Source organism: Bradyrhizobium sp. STM 3557 (genome assembly GCF_045571465.1).
Taxonomy (GTDB): Bacteria; Pseudomonadota; Alphaproteobacteria; order Rhizobiales; family Xanthobacteraceae; genus Bradyrhizobium.
Window position 1 is genome coordinate 6,127,600 of sequence record NZ_CP120697.1, and the last position, 18,324, is coordinate 6,145,923.

Annotated in this window: 21 protein-coding genes; 11 read left to right on the forward strand and 10 right to left on the reverse strand. The window is 63.0% G+C overall.

Features of this window, described 5'->3' with window-relative positions:
* Nucleotides 1-64 precede the first annotated feature (64 nt).
* From P6U24_RS28315 to P6U24_RS28330, 4 genes are all read left to right on the forward strand, one after another.
* Nucleotides 65-778, forward strand: coding sequence for a hypothetical protein (locus P6U24_RS28315; RefSeq protein WP_407155722.1), 714 nt, complete (start codon nt 65-67; stop codon nt 776-778).
* Complete coding sequence (locus P6U24_RS28320) at nt 778-2,070, forward strand: MFS transporter (protein WP_407155723.1); 1,293 nt, start codon at nt 778-780, stop codon at nt 2,068-2,070. Before P6U24_RS28315 ends, P6U24_RS28320 begins: the two co-directional genes overlap by 1 nt.
* 117 nt (nt 2,071-2,187) lie before the next feature.
* A complete protein-coding gene (locus tag P6U24_RS28325; RefSeq protein WP_407155724.1) occupies nt 2,188-2,850 on the forward strand; it encodes a YqcI/YcgG family protein in 663 nt (220 codons plus the stop codon).
* Nucleotides 2,847-3,167 (forward strand): cupin domain-containing protein, encoded by a 321-nt coding sequence (locus tag P6U24_RS28330; protein ID WP_407155725.1) that lies wholly within the window; start codon nt 2,847-2,849, stop codon nt 3,165-3,167. Before P6U24_RS28325 ends, P6U24_RS28330 begins: the two co-directional genes overlap by 4 nt.
* An 11-nt stretch (nt 3,168-3,178) precedes the next feature.
* On the opposite strand, the gene P6U24_RS28335 is transcribed toward P6U24_RS28330, so the two are convergent.
* On the reverse strand, nt 3,179-3,361 hold the full coding sequence (locus tag P6U24_RS28335; protein WP_407155726.1) for a hypothetical protein: 183 nt from the start codon (nt 3,359-3,361) through the stop codon (nt 3,179-3,181).
* Nucleotides 3,362-3,386: 25 nt separating this feature from the next.
* On the opposite strand from P6U24_RS28335, the gene P6U24_RS28340 reads away from it, so the two are divergent.
* Together P6U24_RS28340 and P6U24_RS28345 are read left to right on the forward strand one after the other, a co-directional pair.
* Nucleotides 3,387-3,572 (forward strand): hypothetical protein, encoded by a 186-nt coding sequence (locus tag P6U24_RS28340; RefSeq protein WP_407155727.1) that lies wholly within the window; start codon nt 3,387-3,389, stop codon nt 3,570-3,572.
* A 226-nt stretch (nt 3,573-3,798) separates the two neighbouring features.
* A complete protein-coding gene (locus P6U24_RS28345) occupies nt 3,799-4,032 on the forward strand; it encodes a DUF6894 family protein (RefSeq protein WP_407155728.1) in 234 nt (77 codons plus the stop codon).
* A gap of 61 nt (nt 4,033-4,093) precedes the next feature.
* On the opposite strand, the gene P6U24_RS28350 is transcribed toward P6U24_RS28345, so the two are convergent.
* Both P6U24_RS28350 and P6U24_RS28355 read right to left on the reverse strand, forming a co-directional pair.
* Nucleotides 4,094-4,858 (reverse strand): SPFH domain-containing protein, encoded by a 765-nt coding sequence (locus P6U24_RS28350; protein WP_407155729.1) that lies wholly within the window; start codon nt 4,856-4,858, stop codon nt 4,094-4,096.
* A 538-nt stretch (nt 4,859-5,396) separates the two neighbouring features.
* A complete protein-coding gene (locus tag P6U24_RS28355) occupies nt 5,397-6,449 on the reverse strand; it encodes a hypothetical protein (protein WP_407155730.1) in 1,053 nt (350 codons plus the stop codon).
* A gap of 266 nt (nt 6,450-6,715) precedes the next feature.
* Between P6U24_RS28355 and bamA the strand changes: the two genes are divergently transcribed.
* Nucleotides 6,716-9,019: an outer membrane protein assembly factor BamA gene (gene bamA, locus P6U24_RS28360; protein WP_407155731.1), complete on the forward strand. Its 2,304-nt coding sequence runs from the start codon at nt 6,716-6,718 to the stop codon at nt 9,017-9,019.
* Between the two features lie 47 nt (nt 9,020-9,066).
* Here the strand turns inward: bamA and P6U24_RS28365 are convergent, their stop codons facing one another.
* Together P6U24_RS28365 and P6U24_RS28370 are read right to left on the reverse strand one after the other, a co-directional pair.
* Entirely contained in the window at nt 9,067-9,672 is a 606-nt protein-coding gene (locus P6U24_RS28365; RefSeq protein ID WP_407155732.1) for a DUF6456 domain-containing protein, read from the reverse strand.
* A gap of 68 nt (nt 9,673-9,740) precedes the next feature.
* On the reverse strand, nt 9,741-10,274 hold the full coding sequence (locus tag P6U24_RS28370) for a GcrA family cell cycle regulator (protein WP_407160626.1): 534 nt from the start codon (nt 10,272-10,274) through the stop codon (nt 9,741-9,743).
* Between the two features lie 157 nt (nt 10,275-10,431).
* On the opposite strand from P6U24_RS28370, the gene P6U24_RS28375 reads away from it, so the two are divergent.
* On the forward strand, nt 10,432-11,070 hold the full coding sequence (locus P6U24_RS28375) for a helix-turn-helix transcriptional regulator (RefSeq protein WP_407155733.1): 639 nt from the start codon (nt 10,432-10,434) through the stop codon (nt 11,068-11,070).
* Between the two features lie 176 nt (nt 11,071-11,246).
* The gene (locus P6U24_RS28380; RefSeq protein ID WP_407155734.1) at nt 11,247-11,522 is read left to right on the forward strand and encodes a hypothetical protein; all 276 of its coding nucleotides are present in this window, start codon (nt 11,247-11,249) and stop codon (nt 11,520-11,522) included.
* An 86-nt stretch (nt 11,523-11,608) separates the two neighbouring features.
* Here the strand turns inward: P6U24_RS28380 and P6U24_RS28385 are convergent, their stop codons facing one another.
* From P6U24_RS28385 to P6U24_RS28400, 4 genes are all read right to left on the reverse strand, one after another.
* Nucleotides 11,609-12,583 carry a quinone oxidoreductase family protein gene (locus P6U24_RS28385; protein WP_407155735.1) on the reverse strand — a complete coding sequence of 325 codons (975 nt, stop codon included), beginning with the start codon at nt 12,581-12,583 and terminating at the stop codon, nt 11,609-11,611.
* A 73-nt stretch (nt 12,584-12,656) separates the two neighbouring features.
* Complete coding sequence (locus tag P6U24_RS28390) at nt 12,657-14,894, reverse strand: molybdopterin cofactor-binding domain-containing protein (RefSeq protein WP_407155736.1); 2,238 nt, start codon at nt 14,892-14,894, stop codon at nt 12,657-12,659.
* Entirely contained in the window at nt 14,891-15,379 is a 489-nt protein-coding gene (locus P6U24_RS28395; protein WP_407155737.1) for a (2Fe-2S)-binding protein, read from the reverse strand. The genes P6U24_RS28390 and P6U24_RS28395 overlap by 4 nt, the downstream gene beginning before the upstream one ends.
* Nucleotides 15,376-16,713, reverse strand: coding sequence for a c-type cytochrome (locus P6U24_RS28400; protein WP_407155738.1), 1,338 nt, complete (start codon nt 16,711-16,713; stop codon nt 15,376-15,378). Before P6U24_RS28400 ends, P6U24_RS28395 begins: the two co-directional genes overlap by 4 nt.
* A gap of 345 nt (nt 16,714-17,058) precedes the next feature.
* On the opposite strand from P6U24_RS28400, the gene P6U24_RS28405 reads away from it, so the two are divergent.
* Nucleotides 17,059-17,319 carry a hypothetical protein gene (locus tag P6U24_RS28405; RefSeq protein ID WP_407155739.1) on the forward strand — a complete coding sequence of 87 codons (261 nt, stop codon included), beginning with the start codon at nt 17,059-17,061 and terminating at the stop codon, nt 17,317-17,319.
* 299 nt (nt 17,320-17,618) lie between these two features.
* Nucleotides 17,619-17,813 (forward strand): hypothetical protein, encoded by a 195-nt coding sequence (locus tag P6U24_RS28410; RefSeq protein WP_407155740.1) that lies wholly within the window; start codon nt 17,619-17,621, stop codon nt 17,811-17,813.
* A gap of 138 nt (nt 17,814-17,951) precedes the next feature.
* Here the strand turns inward: P6U24_RS28410 and P6U24_RS28415 are convergent, their stop codons facing one another.
* Nucleotides 17,952-18,140, reverse strand: a complete 189-nt coding sequence (locus P6U24_RS28415; RefSeq protein WP_407155741.1) for a hypothetical protein — start codon at nt 18,138-18,140, stop codon at nt 17,952-17,954.
* Between the last annotated feature and the right edge of the window lie 184 nt (nt 18,141-18,324).

Here is an 18,324-nt window from a genome sequence, read left to right on the forward strand (position 1 = left end):
TTGTCCTTTAAGCCATCCGACCGCGGTCTGTATAGCTCTACCTTGAAGAGCTGGAGTTTCCGCCATGTCGCGACATCTGGACGCCCAATCCCAGACCATCGCCTCGCCCTGGACCGGCTACACGATCTACAGCCTTCCCGATGCTTCCCTGGTCGCGCCTTCGGATCAGCAGCCGCTGATGGATGCGATGAATGCGATCATTGCGATTAACTGGAAAGCAACTGAGCCGCATTGGACCACGGCCTCCTCGCCTTGCGATAAGAAATACAGTCTCATTCTCGTCTACGATCATGCGACGCTCGTGGCCTTCTCGGTCTATCGCGTGATGCGCATCGCGAACCGGCTGGCCATTTATCGCAGCGGCACGGAAGTGCTGCCCGCACACCAAGGCCGCGGCCTCTATGGGTTCTTCACGTCAGAGATCCTCAAGCGCGCTGACAAGTCGGCATCGGCAGACGGCGCCGTTCTCTACGGTTGGCGGACGCGCAATCCGATCGTATGGGCGGCGAACGCGAAGATCTGCGACCGGGTGGCGCCGTCATTACTCGGCGACAAGGCGGACCCCGAGCTGCAGGCCGCCTGCATTGAAATGTGCAAGGCACTCTATCCGGGCAAGCAGCTCGAAATCCCCGGCATGATCATGCGTGGCGCCTATGGCCACATCAAGCACAACCGTCAGAGCTATCACGGCACCGCCTCAGTGATCGATGCGGCCATCTCCAGGCTCATTCCCGATACGGCGGATGCGCTGTTCTCGGTCGGCTATGCGAGGCCATGATGGCGATGTCCGGACAGCAGGCTGTTCTGCCCTCTCCGATCCGCTTCATCGATCGCGCTTATATCGCGTGGGGAACGGTCGCGATCGCCTATGCGATCGCCTTTCTGCAGCGGGTGTCTCCGCAGACGGTCGGCCTCAGCTTCATGCATGACTTCGGCACCGATGCCTCCGGCGTCGCGATGCTCGCCTCCAGTTATTTCTGGGGCTACACGGTGATGCAGATTCCCGCCGGCCTGCTCGTCGATCGTTACGGCGTCAAGCGCGTGGTGTTGTCGAGCATGGCGGCATCCGCGCTTGGCAGCGCCGCGTTCGCCCTGGCACCCAGCCTGTTCGACGTGTTCGTGGCGCGGCTGATCGTAGCCTGCGGTGATGCGCTGGTGTTCACCGCCCTGCTCAAGCTCGTAGCCCAGAGCTTCGCCGATGAACGCTTCGGCATCATGTCGGGCATCTCCCAAGTCTCCGGCTATGTCGGCGGCGTGCTGGCGACCACGCCGCTTGCTGCGGCGATCAGCGGCTTCGGCTGGCGCGCCTGTTTCGTCTTCATCGCCTGCGTCGGGGTCGCAAACCTTGCCTTTGCGTCGGCGACGCTGAGGCCGGCGCCGGGACCGCAGAGCAGGAAGACGTTCAAAGGCGTCCTTCTGGCGAGCTGGCAGGCGCTCGGTTCGGGTGCAAATTGGGGCGTTGCAATGAGCTTCGCCTCGCACTTTGCGGTGGTGACGACGCTGTCGGGCGTCTGGGGAATTCCGATGGTCGCGCACTACTTCAACATTTCGACATCGGCCGCCGGCACGCCGCTGCTGGCCTTCATGATCGGCAATGCGCTGGGCTCGATTTTCCTCGGTCATGCCGCCGACCGGACGAACGCGCTGGACGGCGCGCTGATCGGAATCTGCCTGCTGCGCATGGCGCTGATCGCGTTGCTGCTGCCCGTCTTCGCCCATGCGCTCGGTCTGTTTTATGTCGGGACGGTGTTTGCGATCCTCGGACTGGTCGCAGGCGGCACTGTTCCCTTCGTACTCAAGTCCACCAAGCAGCTCTATACGGCGGAGCTGATCGGCGTCGGCGCTTCCGTCAACACCACTTCAGCCGGCATTTTTGCCGGCCTCTCACAGCCGGTGATCGCCATGGCAATGGTCGCCGCGAGCGGGCTCGGTCCCGACGGCGGACACAGCATACGCATCGCGGCAAGCGATTCCGGCTACGCGGCCCTGATCGGAATTCTTCTGCTCATGTCGGTGCCGGGCATCGTTGGTCCGCTGCTGATGAGGCGCAAATTGATATTTCGTGCGTAACAATAAGAACAGAGAGGGGTCCGAATGCCGCGTCTGTATTTGAGGAAAACCGACGTCCGCTCGAACTACCAAGTCAGCAGTTGGCAGACGGTCCTGTTTTCGGAGTTTGAAGCTCAGATGTGCAGTGACGCCCGCCCCTTTCCCTGCGTCTTCGGTGTTGCAGGGTACCGTCAGGACCAGCTCCGTTATCTGTTTCTCGATCCGCTCGACGTCAGCGTGCTCGGCGAGCAGCTTGCTCTGTTCGTCTCGGAAGCACGCTCGCACGGACCGAACACCTCGCTCGTGCTGTTCACCCGGCCGCGCCCGGTGCAAACCCTCGATGCCTACTACAAGAAGTTCTGGCGCACGCTCGATGAATTGGCGCGCATCGACAAGAGTCCGTGGCCAGCCGAAATCCCGGAAGCGGTCGATCACCCGATGTGGGAGTTCTCCTTTGCCGGCGAGCCAATCTTCGTGGTGTGCAGCACGCCTGCACATGTCATGCGGCAGAGCCGCCGCTCGAGCGCTTTCATGATGACGTTCCAGCCGCGCTGGGTGTTCGACAAGATCCTCGGCACCGAGAAGGCTGCCGCAGCCGCGTTCGCGCAAGTGCGCAAGCGGCTCGTTCCGTTCGACACGACGAGCCCGTCCCCCCTGCTCGGCCGCTACGGCGACCCCGAGGGGCGCGAGTATAGTCAGTACTTCCTTTACGATGACAACCAGCCGGCGCCCGAATGCCCCTTTCACCGGCTGGCACAGACCAAGACTTCACCCATCGAGGACACGGAGCAGGCCGCATGACCCAGATCATCGCCGGAACGAAGACCGAATTTTCGATCGATCCCGCCATCATGGCGCTGCTGCCGGAGCAGGGCTGCATCGAACTGCAGCGCGACGCGGCCGGCAAGGTGCACGCCTTCCACACTCACTCGGTCGACGAGATCCTTGTCGTGATCAGCGGCAGGCTGAACTTCATCTGGGATGGCGGCGAGCGTGTCTGCAATCCCGGCGACACGATCCTTCTGCCCGCAGGCACGCTGCACCAATCAGAAGCGCTGGATGAGACGATCTACGCAATCGCCACCCGGCCGCCGGCATTGGCTGCGGGCGGAAACTGACAGGCTATCCTTCAGGACAGTGGACGATCGGAATCAGCGTCGCTCACAAGGCGCTCGGCCGTCTCGATAAGTTCGTACCGCTGCCTGGGGGCCAGTTTCAGGAAGGCTTTCAACAACCGAAGGCTTTCCATGGCTTCGCTCGATGGAGCTCCGAGCTTCTTGTGCAGCTCCGCCAGGAACGTGGGATTTTTCATCTCGCACCTTTGACAGGAAACGGTAATGACCATTCTTAGCAAACGTGAAGGCCTCGTACGCAAGGTCGATACTGCAGCAATTGAGGCTGAAAGTCTCGGCCTGACGACGGCGACCCTGATCCTACGCATGGCGCGTCTGGAGATCGAACGCGCCGAGCCCGACGAGGTTGAAAGTATGCCAAGGAACAACCCAAGCAGCAAGCCGAACTAAGCGGCCGGCCTGAGCCGGGTGGCAGGAATTGAGCTATCTGGCAGCTTCTGGTTTCCAAGGCCAGCAAAAATGGTCGATTGCGGCCCCCGCCGACCGGAAATTGGCAGCGGTATGCTTGTCCCGCCAGACCCCGGCCGTTAATGAATTCTGCAGCACAAAAATGGGATGCGGATGCCGGAGGGCTCCGCTTCTCCGGTCTGCGACGGCAGCGGCTGCGGGAACGAGCATGCGAACCTACTATTTCGACATGAAGAACGGCATTCCGACCAGAGGCCGGAACGGGCTCGAATTTGCCACCGTCGCCGGCGCTATCGAACACAGCAGGGATCTGGCGCGCAGACTTCGCCATGACCCCCGTCTCACCGACCGGAAGTTGTCGATCGTAATCGTCGATGAATCGGGCGCTGAAATCCATCGTGAGCCGGTCTACCCTGCTGCGGCCAAGGTCGGCATAGCCTGATCATCCCTGCTGCCGCGCGGTTTCGCCACAGCGCTCATTCCTGCCTGCCGCAACGCACCCGCTATTTCGTGACCGTCTCCTTCGAGAGCATCGCGATCGCGTCCTGAACCGTCGACATGAATTGTGCCGGGAAGATGATAGTCGAGTTCTTCTCGACTGAAATCTCGGCCATCGTCTGCAGCGTTCGCAGCTGCAGCGCAACTGGATGTTGTGTAATGATATCGGCCGCTTCGCCGAGTTTCACCGCCGCTTGATACTCGCCTTCGGCGGCGACGATCTTGGCCCGACGCTCCCGCTCGGCCTCGGCTTCCTTGGCCATGGCGCGCTGCATGTTCTCCGGCAGCACGATATCCTTGATCTCGACCGCCGTGACCTGCGTTCCCCAGGGCTCGGTGTGCTGATCGATCACGTTCTTGATCTGGTCGTTGATGCTTGCGGTGTCAGCCAAGAGTTGATCCAGGCTGAAGCGGCCGACCACATTGCGCACCGTGGTCTGGCTGATCTGGCTGATGGCGCTGTAGACGTTCTCGATCGCGATCACGGAACGCTCGGGATCGGTGATGTGATAGTAGGCGACGGCCGCGATATCGATCGAGACGTTGTCCCGCGTGATGATCTTCTGCGATGGGACCAGCATGGTCACGGTGCGCAGGGATACGCGCGTCATCTGCTGGACCGGGGCAAAGATCAGCGTCAAGCCAGGCCCGCGCACCCCGACAAAGCGGCCGAGCAGGAATACCACGCCGCGTTCATACTGCTTCACGATCCGGATCGAGGCAAAGGCGTAAAATACGATCAGGACGACGACGAACGACAACAGCCCCATGACTTCAGCCCCACGACTTCCCTCGCGCGCAACGACGGCATGGCGCCGCAGCCTCCATGATCGCCGCGCGATAGCGATCGACGCCACCTGCAAGCCTGCGCTCCCTATTCCCCGATGGAGCAGGACCAGGTGCCCCCTCGTCCTACCACACCCACGGCAGTAACCGATGACGCACCTTGTCTTGGTATTCACGACGGCTTGCGAGGTTCATGGCCAGCAATCTCTCCTCGTCAAGCAGGCGCCAGATCAGGGCCGGCAGCATTACTGCAATCACGAGTAGTCCCCACCGTGAATCAAGCGCGACCGGAAACGGGCAACATCGGCAGCGATGCGCTGGTTCTGCTCGGCCTTGCCGGCGCTCATCGCATGTTCAGAGAGAATGGCTTCACTTCAACGACCATCGAATTGGCGGGCGACCAACGGGTGATATCCGCGCGGTCCCTATGCCGAGGTGCGGCATCCAATGTGTACAGCAGCGGGCGGTGAAGCCGATCGAGATGATCACTATGATCGCCCCTCGTCCACGTCCCTGTCGGGCCTACTGCTGCTTCTCCCAGAATGACAGCAGACCCTGGGATGCAGAGCCACCAATCACGCAGGGAATTCCAACCGCCACCTGTCCCAATGCAGCTGCCGAGACGCAGCCAAGAGCGACGGCGCCGACGCCGAGTTGTCCCCAGAAGTCCAGGTTACGCCGCGCATCCGAGCCCTTGGCTTTCAATTCCTCCACGGCGGCAACGGCATCCTTGCGCACGGCGCCGAGCTGGACCGTATCGGCGGCCTCGACGACCTCGGTCAGCGGCGCCTTGATCGGCTCGGACTCCCGGCCGAGCTGCTCACGAAGGTACTCACGCAGTCCCGCATCGCGCACGGCGTAGCTCGCAAGCGTATAGCGTGCCATGCTTCCGATCGTGAGCTTGTCGATGGTATCGCGGCTCTTGGACCATGGCAGCATGTGCATGATGCGCTGGATCGGCAGATGTGAGCCGGTCGCAAAATAGTAGCCCCATAGGGTATCGAGCAGATCCTGGTTTGTCGCATAGGTCAGCTTGGTGTCGAGCTTGCGCTCCTCTTTGGCGAAGGGATTGCGCGTCAGCGTCCCACGCAGCTTATCGAGCACGCCGGGCTTTGGCTCCTCGAGCGGAATGTCCATCAAAGTCGGCTGCGTTCCGGCAAGATAACCCTCGATCATAACGCGGCGGCCCGGCATCCTGAGCTCGACCTTGCGCATCAGATTGCGCCAGTCCGGCAGGCCGGAATAGGCGATCGCGCGGACGATCACCCATTCGTCCTCCGGCGGCACCGGAAAGAAGCTGTTCACCAATTGCTCGGCCTTGGCCGGATTGGAGCCGATCGCGCCAGCAATGAAGCCCAGATAGATGCCGGCATTCTCGGGCTCCTTGAAGGTCTGGGTGTGAAACAGCACCCGCACCGCAGCCGGCACATGCGCGTAGTCCGGCTTGGTGCGATAATTGTAGATCCATTGCTGAACCACGCCGAGGGAGGCGCGCGGGTCGATCTCGGGCGCGACGGCAGCGCGGGCCTGCTGGACAAGGATGCAGGCAAGGACCGCAAGAACAACGTAGCGCATGTGCTGCTCCGACGAACGCGTTCGGGCACAAGCTTTCAACGAGGCCACGAACGACCGAGCGTCGTCAGCTCGTACCCACTACGCGCTCGCCTTTGATCCTGCACTGCGACAATTATGCGACAGGCAAGCCGTTCCATTGCGCCGGAATCGTGGCGCCGTTCACAATCGCGCAATCGGAGGGAGCGGACATTCTTTCGCCGCGCGCCGCGCCTTGCATCGCGCCGCTGTCGAGCATGAACAGGCGTCGCATAATGAGCTTGCGGGAAATGACGGGAAGCCATCGGAGCCCGCGATGGCTGCTGGCGATGGTCGCCGTCGCGACCTTGAGCGGTATCTCTGTCCCGGCTGCGGCGCAACAGGCCATCACCGTCGAAGGCAATCGCCGGGTCGATGCCGACACGGTGCGCAGCTATTTTCACGCCGACCAGGCCGGCCACTACGATGCCGCCGCGCGCGATGCAGCCCTGAAGGCGCTGATCGCGACCGGCCAGTTCGAGGATGTGAAGATCACCGATGCCGGCGAACGCATCGTGGTTCACCTGACGGAAGCCAAAACGCTCAACAAAGTTGTCTTCGAAGGCAACAAGAAGGTCAAGGACGCAGACCTGTCCGCCGTGATCCAGTCCAAACCATCAGGAGGATTGCAGCGCGCCACCGTTCAAGGCGATGTCAACCGCATCGTCGAGACCTATCACCGCGCCGGCCGGGACGATGTCCGGGTTACACCGCAGATCATCGACCGCGGCAATGACCGTGTCGACCTCGTGTTCGATATCGTCGAAGGGAAAAAGACAACGGTGCGCCGGATCTCTTTTACCGGCAATCATGTCTTCGGCGATCGGCAGCTCAGGGCCATCATCAAGACCTCGGTCACGAGCGCGCTGAGCTTTCTGACCGGCGGCGACGTCTATGACCCCGATCAGATCAACGGGGATCGGGAGCTGTTGCGGCAGTACTACCGCAATCACGGCTATGCCGACGCGACCGTCACAAACGCCAGCGCCTCATACGACCCGGCAAGCAACGGCTTCGATGTGGTCTTCGCGATCGACGAGGGCGAGCTCTATCATTTCGGCGACATCAGCATCGTCTGCAACGTGCCGGGGCTCGATTGCGAGAAGCTCCGCCACCTGCTGCTCGCGCGCACCGGCGCGTCGTTCGATGCCAGCCTACTCGACAAGGCGAGCGAGGCGCTCACAGCCGACATGTCGAGGCGCGGCTTTCCTTTCGCCCATGCCGAGCCGCGCATTGCGCGTGACCCGCAGGCCCATCGGGCTGACATTGCCTTCGTGATCGATCAGGGAGCGCGGACCTATGTGGAGCGGATCGAGACTCACGGCAATAGCCGGACGCGTGATTATGTGATCCGGCGCGAGTTCGATATCAGCGAGGGCGACGCCTATAACAAGACTCTCATTGACCGGGCCGAACGACGGCTGAAGAACTTGAACTACTTCAAGACGGTCAAGATCACGACCAAGCCGGGTTCGGCGGCGGATCGCGTCGTGCTCGACATCGAGGCCGACGATCAGGCGACCGGTGACTTCAACATCTCCGGCGGCTATTCCACGACCGATGGTTTGCTCGCGGAGGTCAAGGTCGGTGACCGGAATTTCTATGGCACCGGCAACGCCGTGCAGGCATCGGTGACCTACGGCCAGTTTGCACGCGGCGCGGACCTGTCGGTGTCCTCGCCCTATGCGGTGGGCCGCGCCACAGCAGGCGCCGAGGTGTTCGATCGGCAAACCGATGTCAGCCCTTACCAATCCTACGGCAGCAACACCTATGGCGGCAACCTGACGCTGGGCATGCCGGTCACCGAGCAGACCAGCATGCTTTGGCGCTATTCGCTCTACGACCAGAACGTCACACTGGCGCCGGGGCCATCCGCCACGACCGTATCGCTACCGATCCGGCAGGCTGCGGCCGCCGGGCCGCAACTCGTCTCGTCGATCGGCAACACCGTCACCTACAACACGCTCGACAACAACAAGACCCCTACGAGCGGGTTCAGGTCGCAGCTCAGCCAGGATCTTGCCGGGCTCGGCGGCGACGTGAAGTTCCTGCGGACGACCGAGGACACCCGTTACTACCAGTCGATCAACAGCGATCTCACCGGCATGGTGCGCGCCCAAGGCGGCTACATCACCGGCTGGGGCGGCCAGCAGGCCCCTCTGCTCAACAGCTTCTTCGGCGGCCCCAGCATGGTCCGCGGTTTCGCACCGAATGGATTTGGTCCGCGAGACCTCACGCCAGGCTCGACGATGGACAATGTCGGGGGCAGCCTATATTGGGCAACCACCGCCGAGCTGCAGAGCGCGATCCCCGGCCTGCCCCAGGAGTATGGCCTAAAGGCATCGGCGTTTGTCGATGCGGGTAGCGTATTCGGCTACAAGGGTCCGACGCAATCGGCGCAGATCGCGAACAAGAACATCATACGCTCCTCGGCCGGCGTCGGCCTGAGCTGGGCCTCGCCGTTCGGCCCGCTCAGCGTCGACTATGCGATGCCGCTGAGCAAGGCGGCCTCCGACGTCACGCAGCGGCTCAACTTCAACGCGGGCGGATTCTGATCACGGGGCATGATCGTCGTGCGGCGCGCGGCGAGACGGCCTCTCGATCAGCGCGACCGATCTCCTGGCTGCCGTAGCACGCCGACCAGAACCGATTTCGGCGTCGCACCCGTCGTCGCAAAACCATAGAGCACAGCCAGGCGGTCCAGGCACTCGCGAAACCGGCGTGAGAAGTAATCGGTCCAGCGCTGGCTGGAGAGGCCTCGCTTCTGGCCGACCTGCTCCATCGTCAGGCCCTGCACCAGCACGTCATGAACGATTGCCGCCCCGTCCGCGCCAAGCTCGCGCTCGGCGCGGTTCAGCCGCAGCACCGCCTGGCGCTGCCCCTCGGTGATCGGCTCCCGGCCCCGCGCGCCGTCGACATGCTCGCGTCCCGGATCGATCGCCTGTGGGCCGCGCTCCGCCCGCTCCCAGTCGTTCTGAAAGGCACGGCCGCCGCGATATTGCGCTTCATCGATCTGATGATGCGCATGCAGTCGGCCCAGCGGGTCATGGCGAATCGAGCGCAGCGCCACGATCTTCTCGCCAGGCTTAAGCGCGAGGGGATCGTCCACCTTGACCGCGACCACTTCCGCATTGCGCGGCAGATCGCCGGCGCGCCGGTCATGATTCTTCGAAATCCGATACGACTTGTTCCGCTTGGCGCGCGCCATTCTGAATGTCTCCAGTCAAAAGATAAAGCAGCAGGGGATGACCAAAACCGGCAGGATTCACCGCGGCGTCATGCGGCTTCGACCAGTCGCAGGATCACAGGGCCTAAAGGGCGCTCGACAATTCCTTCCGGGTTGCGCGTCAGGTGAAAATGCGGGGTGCAATAGCAGGATCCCGCTTGGCAGGGGTGGCCGCAAAACACGATCGGATCGCCATCCTTGTCACCGCCGTAGGGATAGCGGCAGTCGCCCGGCTCCAGATCGACCAGGCTGATCAGCCGGGGGCTGATGCCCACGCAGCGGAGCTGGACCGGTTCGGCACGCGGCACCGGAGCGACCAGAATCGGGGTCCCCCGGCGTTCCTCTGTCATACAGGCCTGAATACGCTCGGCTTTCGCCATCAATCGCTGCGGCGGCTGCCGCTCCCGTGTGGTCCCGGGCGACACAAATCCCATGCGCTTGCCACGTCCGAGCACGGCATTTCGGGTGTAGGCGGTCCCGAATCGTGCATTCATCTCCCTGGTGATCTCGCCATAAGACATGCCCTTGGCGTGAAGCTCACGCAGCGCGCGCGAATGTTCCGTCGGCCAATCGGTCGGTTGCATCCTTGCCTCTTCCTGCTTTCTTGTGCGCATCCTGGGGTAGCTATTGCCATCCAGGGAACGCAGAGGTATTTTCTGATATTCGGAAGCAAAAGTCAAGCTTGTATTCTGATTATCGGAAATGTATAGTTCCGGCAGATTCGCAAACGAGGACAGGACCATGCTGGACGTTGCCATGATAGAACGCGGGCTGGAGAAGACCGGAAAATCCAAAGGCGGGCTCGCCCGCGCCATGGGCGTGCGCCCGGGAGCCGTCTCGGAGATTCTATCGGGCTTGCGGCTCATCAAGGCGGCCGAGGTCCCGATCATCATGGAATATCTGGAACTGAATTCCGTGCCGATCATGGGCCGGGTCGGTGCCGGCGCCGTGATCGAGCCCGAATATGAGCAGGTGCCGGCGGAGGGCGTCGGCGAGGTCGCCCTGCCGTTCCCGATCGAGGAGGATACGATCGCATTCGAGGTGTCCGGCGATTCGATGTTGCCGAAATATGAGAGCGGCGACGTCATCGTCGTCTATCGCCAGCAACGGCATCCGCTGGCGAGCTTCTATGGGGAGGAAGCGGTCGTTCGCCTCAAGACCGGCGAGCGCTATCTGAAGACGATCGAGCGCGGCAAATCGCCCTCGCTGGTGAACCTGAAGAGCTTCAACGCCAAGCCGATCATCGGCGTCAAGCTGGACTGGATCGGGGAGATCTGCGTGACCCTGCCGCGCGGCCAGATCGAACGGATGCGGGCCAAGACGGCAGCTCGTGCCCGACAGGCCGCCAAGCCCGGCGGCTCGCGATCGCGGGATAAATAGCGGAACGAGCCGGCAGCCGGCGCGGTCAGGTACCTGCCACACCAGCCAGCGACCAACCGGAGTCGTCCGCGGCTTCGGTTGGTCGATCCCGTTCCGCTGTCAGAATTCAGAACTTGACTTTTTTCTGTTTTTCGGAAATACTGACTGCATAGTGACGAGCCCGAGTGGTTTTCCGCATGCAGTATTTTGTGGTGATGATCGATTATGGCCGGCGTGGACGCGAAGCCGTGGTCGATCCCGAGATGACCCGGCGCGACGTGGTCGCGCGCGTGGCATCCGGAGAATACAGCAACATCAGCTTCATCCACGAAATCGACGATCGGTCGGTCGAGGACATCACGACCGACATCCTGGCGGAAGCCGCGGTGCCCGAGATCGAAGCGGGCGAGATCGACCTGCAGGCCAACCGGTTCGACCACCTCAGGGACCTGCGCAAGCACGAACGAATATAGCAGGCGGGCAACACCGCTCCGCAGATGGATCGACCCTGGGCACGGCAACGCAGCGCTCCACGTCGTCGTGCCCGATCTGGATTGGATCACACCGTAAGGACGGTCGAGCCCGTGGTCTTGCGTGCGGCAAGATCGGCCTGCGCCTTGGCCGCGTCCTTCAGCGGATAGGTCTGGCGGACCTCGATTTTCACCGCACCGGACTGCACCACGTCGAACAGCTCCTTGGCCATGGCGACAAGGTTTTCGCGCTTCGCCGCATAGGTGTTGAGCGTCGGCCGCGTGACGAACAGCGAGCCCTTCTGGGCGAGCAGGCCAAGATTGAGCGGCTCGACGGTTCCGGAAGATTGGCCGAACAGCACCGCATAGCCGAGCGGCGCCAGACAATCGAGCGACTTCAGGAAGGTATCCTTGCCGACGGAATCATAGACCACCGGCACCTTCTTGCCGCCGGTGATCTCGTCGACCCGCTTCACGAAATCTTCGCGGGTGTAGATGATGGTGTGATCGCAGCCATGAGCCTGCGCGAGCTTGGCTTTTTCCTCGCTTGATACGGTACCGATCACGGTTGCGCCGAGATGCTTGGCCCATTGGCCGAGGATCAGACCGACGCCGCCGGCCGCCGCATGTAAGAGGATGGTGTCGCCGGTCTTGACGCGATAGCTCTGCCGGATCAGGTATTGCACCGTCAGCCCCTTCAGCATCATCGCCGCGGCGGTCTTGTCGTCGATGCTGTCGGGCAGCTTCAGCAACCGGTCGGCCGGAATCAGCCGCGCCTCGGCATAGGCCCCGAGCGGCGCCTGGCCATAGGCGACGCGATCGCCCGCCTTCAGATCAGTGACGCCTTCACCCACCTCCTCGACCACACCGGCGGCCTCGCCGCCGAGTCCGCTCGGCAACTGCGCCGGATAGAGTCCGGAGCGGGTGTAGATGTCGACGAAGTTGAGCCCGACCGCGGTGTGGCGAATGCGGGCCTCGCCGGGTCCGGGCTTGCCGACCTCGACTTCCTCCCAGACCAGCACCTCTGGCCCACCAGGCTTGTGAAAGCGAATGGCATGCGTCATGGCGTCTACTCCCAAACAATCTGCACATTGCACCGTCGGCACTCCCGTCACGGACGGGAGCGAAGGCGGCGGTTCACGCGTCGATGGCGTCCTTGATGCGCTTGCGCGTCAGCGGCAGATTCCGTAGCCGCTTGCCGGTGGCGTTGGCAATCGCATTTGCGATCGACGCCGCCGCCGGCCCCTGCCCGGTCTCGCCGCTGCCGAGGAACGGTTGTCCCGGCCGGTTGATAATATGCACCTCGATACTGTCCGGGACCGCATCGAAGCGCAGGATCGGATAGGTCTGCCAATCGATGCTCGTGATCCTGCGATCATCGAAGCTGACGCTCTCGAACAGGGTCCAGCTCGCCGACTGCACGATCGCGCCCTCGATCTGGTTGGTCAGGCCGTCCGGATTGACCACCTGGCCGCTGTCGACGGCAGCGACCGCTCGGACCAGCCGCGCGCGCCCGGTCTCGCGGTTGACCTCGACTTCGCTGGCAATCGCGCAATAGGCCGCGAGATTCTTGTAGCGCGCGAACGCGAAGCCGAAGCCGCGATCGCGCGGCCGCTCCTGGTTCTTGGTCCAGCCGAAGCGCTCCGCGGCCTTGGCGATCACCTCCCGTCCCCTGACATCATCGAGATGGCTCAGCCTAAATTCGACCCGATCGGCGCCTGCGGCAGTGGCGAGCTCGTCCATGAAGCTCTCGATCGAGAACACGTTGTGATAGGCGCCGAGCGAGCGCATCGCCGAGATCCGCAGCGGCATCTCCGGAATGAAGTGATGCACAATCCTGGCATTGGGGAATGTGTAGATCGGGATTGCATTGCGATCGCCGCCGCCCTCCGGCAGCGGCAGGGGCTTTGGCGCCGGCACCGCGAACGGCTGCGCCATGTGCTGAGCCGCCAGCAACGAGCCAGCACCGCCTGGCCGCATCGAATGCGTATTGCTCCAGACGTCGAAGTGCCAGTCGGCGATCTTGCCATCGGCACCGAGCGAGGCCTTCAGCTTCGTGACCATCGCCGGACCAAACGGCTCCCAGGCGTGCTCCTGCTCACGCATCCATTGCACGCGCACCGGCGTTCCCGGCATCGCGCGCGCGATCAGCGCGGCATCCGCAGCGACATCGTCCGCGCCATTGTGGCCGTAGCAACCGGAACCCTCGACGTGAATGCAGCGGACTCTATCCGGCGGGACCCGCAGCATCTCGGCAATCGCCTGCCGGTCAGGATAGACTCCTTGCGTATGCGTCCAGACCGTCATCTGATCACCGACCAGCTGCGCGACCGCGCAGGATGGTCCGATCGAGCCATGCGACTGATAGGGTCGCGTATAGGTCGCTTCCAGCGTCGTACGCCCTGCTGCGGCCGCGTCGCCGCGTTCAAAGATCACGCTGTCTTTTGATTGCAATCCAAGCAGGATCTCGGCAGGGTCGCGCTGGTTCGGCAGACGCGCTGCCTCTTGCCAAGTCGCGGCAGCCGCAAGCGCCTGCATTGCCTTGATGGCGCGATACTCCTTATCGGCGACCACCGCGAGGAAATTGCCGTCGCGGATCACCTTGACCATGCCCGGCACTGTCTCGACCGAAGACGTATCGCAGGCGGCCAATTGCGCCCCATAGCTCGGCGGCCGCACCACGCGCGCGTGCACCATGCCGGGAAGCCGCATGTCCTGGACATAGGCCGGGCCGCCTGTGACCTTCGCCGGAATGTCGACCCGCTGGATCGGCTGCCCCATCACCGTGAAGGTTGCAGGATCCTTCAATGGCGAGGTTGGCTGTGCCTCGACATGCAGCATGCCATCGGCGACCAGCTCGCCGTAGGTGAGCCGGCGGCCGTCGGAGGCGATCACCGCGCCGTGCCCCGTGCGCAGCCCGCCCGTCGGAAGCTCAAGCCGCCTGGCAGCCTCCGCGACGAGGAGCGCCCGCGCCTGCGCGGCCGCGTTCAGGATCGCGGTGCCGCTGTCCTGCATCGAATGGCTGCCTGAAGTGTAGCCCTCGTTGGCGGTGAGGCCGGTGTCAGCGGTGACCACCTTCAGCGATGCGAGGGGCACATCGAGCTGCTCGGCCGCGATCTGCTGGAACGCGGTCTTGAAACCCTGCCCCAGCTCGGCCTTGCCGGTGAAGACCGTGACCGCGCCGTCGGCTTCGATGCGCAGCCAGGAATCGAGATAGGGTGAAGCCTTTAGGCTGCCTGGCAGGGCTGGTGTCGCTTTCGCATCCGCCGCTCCCTGGACTTGCGCTGAGGCCGCACCGGACAGGGAGAAGCTCACGACCAGCGCGCCGCCGCCGGCGAGCACCTGCCGTCGGTCGAGATTGATGGGACCATTCATCGCCCGTTCCCCGTCGTGGTCCTAGTCAGATCCATCAGGTGCGCCGCACGATGAATCGCGCGCAGGATGCGCATGTGAGTGCCGCAACGGCACAGATGCGGCCCGAGCTCGGCCCGGATCTCGGCATCGCTTGGCTTCGGATTGCGCATCAGCAGCGCCTGTCCGCGCATCATCATGCCGGCGATGCAATAACCGCACTGCGCGGCCTGCTCCTCCATGAAGGCGCGCTGGATCGGCGCCGGATTTGCGACATCGCCCAGCCCCTCCAGTGTCGTGACTTGCTTGCCCTGCAGCAGCAGGATCGGCGTCACGCAGGACAGCACCGCCTTGCCGTCGACAATGACCGTGCAGGAGCCGCATTGCCCGAGCCCGCAGCCGAACTTGGCGGCGTTGAGCTTCATGTCATCGCGGAGCACATAGAGCAGCGGCGTGTCGGGTTCGGCATCGACCTGGTGATCCCTTCCGTTGACGTGCAATGTCATCATGGCTTGTCTCGCTGTGCAGCGTCGGCCCGCGCATTCTGTGGTCCAAGCGATGGCTGAAGATAAGCGGTCTGCGTCTGACGCGCCTGCTTCACGATATCTTCGACATGAGTCCACGCCGGCCCCTTGCCGAACCGTGCCCGCAGATAGGTCAAAAGCGCGACGATCTGACCATCGTCCATGCTGTCGCCGAAGCCCGGCATGATCGGGCTGCTCTCACCTGCAACCGGCTGCACGCCCGACATCACGATATTGGCGAGATTGCGCGGATCGGAGGCGCTGATCGCGGTCGAGCGCGCGAGGTCGACGCCGCCATAGGGCAAAGGCCTTGCGCTTTCATGGCAACTCGCGCAGGCGGCCGCGTAGATCGCCGCGCCGGGATCACCAGGCGGGCCGGCGAAGCTCTGTATCGCCGGCGGCTCCTTCTGGCCCGCAGGCGACGGACCAAAGACATCGGCCATGTAGGTCGCGATATCGGCAACGTCGCTGGCGGGCACCGAGGACAGATTGCGTACCACCTCCGCCATCGGGCCCCGGGCCGTGCCATGGTCGGCATGCCACCCCTGCCGCAGATAGGAGATGAGCGCCTCGCGATCCCAATGCACCGGCGCCGGCGAGCGCGTGTTGATCGCATAGGCCTGCCAGTTGTCGACCTCGCCGCCGGAGAAGGAGGCGCCCGTCCGCTCCGCGCCGAGCGCGTTGCGCGGCGTATGACAGGCGCCGCAATGCGCAAGGCCTTCGACCAGATAGGCGCCGTGGTTCCATTCCACGCTCTTGCCAGGCTCCGGCCGATACGTCCCCGGACGGAAAAACAGCAGCTTCCAGCCCGCGATCAGCCAGCGCTGGTCGTATGGAAACGAGAGCTCGTTCGCCCGAGCCGGCGCGCGTGCCGGCTCGCGTGTCATCAGGAAGGCATAGAGCGCGTGGTCATCCTCGTCGGAGATGCTCGTGAAATGGTCATAGGGGAACGTCGGATACAGATGATGGCCGTCGCGATCCACTCCCGCGCGCATGGCCCGTCGAAACGCGGCCTCGGACCAGCCACCGATGCCGCTATCCGGATCAGGGCTAATGTTGGTCGAGAAAATCGTGCCGAACGGTGTCGACACCGGCAGCCCACCGGCGAAGTCGCGGCCTTCACGCGCCGTGTGGCAGGTGTTGCAATTGCCGATCGCGGCTAGCTCGCGTCCGCGCCGGATCAGGTCGGGCTGAAAAGACGCTGGCGATGGCGAGGCGACGGCAGCGATGGTCGGCCGCCACACCAGCGCGAACGCGCTGCAGCCTGCAATGAAGAGCAACACGGCTGCAGCACCTGCAACTATCTTCCAGCGGGTCATCCGGTCAGCCATCCTCCCCAGCAACTTCGTAGCACGGCGACTACTTGTCCGGCCGGACCGATATCGAAGATCACCGCCAGTTGAATGAGGGTTTCGCCCGACCCCGACTGAGGAACCAGCCTCCGCCTTGAACGTTCCTCATGCGCTTCCACCCACACGCATGTTGGACGCAAACATGGTGAGAGCAGACGCGCCATCTTCGTCATCCCCCGCCCCCTTCCTTGCTGAGACAGCCCGCGGCGGCGAGATCATGCCAACCGGTCGAGGCTGGATGTTCGTTGCAGGTCGGCGCCGCACTGTTCTCCCGCTGTCGATCCCAGCATGTCCGAGATAGGAGCTCGTCCCATGCGGCCCCGGAAGCGTTCGGCGCGGCTCAATCCGACCATCATGCTCGAGATGGCCTGCCATACGGTGATGGGGGTCGCACTGGGTCTCGGCTTCGCGTTCGCACTAACATTCATCGACGCGTTCGGTATCGCGACCTTGATTGCTCACAGCTTCCAGCCAAGGGTGACGCTCACGATCTTCGTCGGCACGTTCACGCTCGCCTTCGGCGTCGGGGCGACGCTCACGGGCCTGGTCTTCACCATCATGGAAGAGCGCTGAGGCTTTTGCTCGGCAGCCTGCGACCTATTCCTCGATCTCGACTCATACATGATTGCGGCGCCTCACCCGGACGGTGGATGCGCACGCGAGTGCGCCCCCGTCGGCCGCCCGATGGTTACAGAAGACGTTCGATCACCGGAACTCCCTGCCCTCTCAGATGTTACAAGAATGTCACAGCCACACACAATGTGCCGGCTGTTCTCCGTCCGTTCGAAACAGTTGATGACGGACCCCTGCGCGACAGCGGTAGTTTCGCGCGCGGGTTGAGGTTCGCTTGGTCAAATTCAGGGAGAGCCGAAATGCCAGCGTACATCAGACATTGCGACGATACCGAACTCGCACCGGTCTTGTGCCCGGGCTGCATCGGCCTGCTGCCCATGTTCGTGCGGGAGGTCGAGCCACACTGGAGCATGGCGAAGATCGATTTCATCTACGAATGCGCGGATTGCGGCGCCGAGGTCCGGCACACCGTGAAGAAGCAGCTTTCGCACTGATTCCGGTGAGTGAAACGCGGAAGAGAACGGCCGGCTCGCCACCCTCAAGATGCCCGATCGCAGCCGCGTGAGATCACGCGCTGGCCTAGCAGATCACATCGGCTGCGGGCGCGCCGATGACGAAAGTCGCACCGATGGTCAATGCGGGATCGATGGAAGATCGGACCAATTGAGATTGCACTCTCGAAAGTGCGAAGCGATCTCGTCAAGCGCGCGCTTTTCCCATTCTTCGGCCTGCGAGAGCCAAAATCCCTTGCGCTGCGTGTCGAGCGCCGCGCGTTCGCGACACAGATATTCCTGACTGCGGATCTCCACGAGTCTGTTCATGCCCTCACTCCGGGGGTGCGAAGCCAAGATCGCAGTCATCATCTACCAAATTGGCGCCCGATCGATCTCACTCTATCGTGCGCTACGATGACTTTATCTGCGCTACGGCTTGATCGGCACGCTTGCTGAAATTTGATCCGTCGCCTGGGTGTCGCACTGCGATGCAACATTGACATTCCCTTTG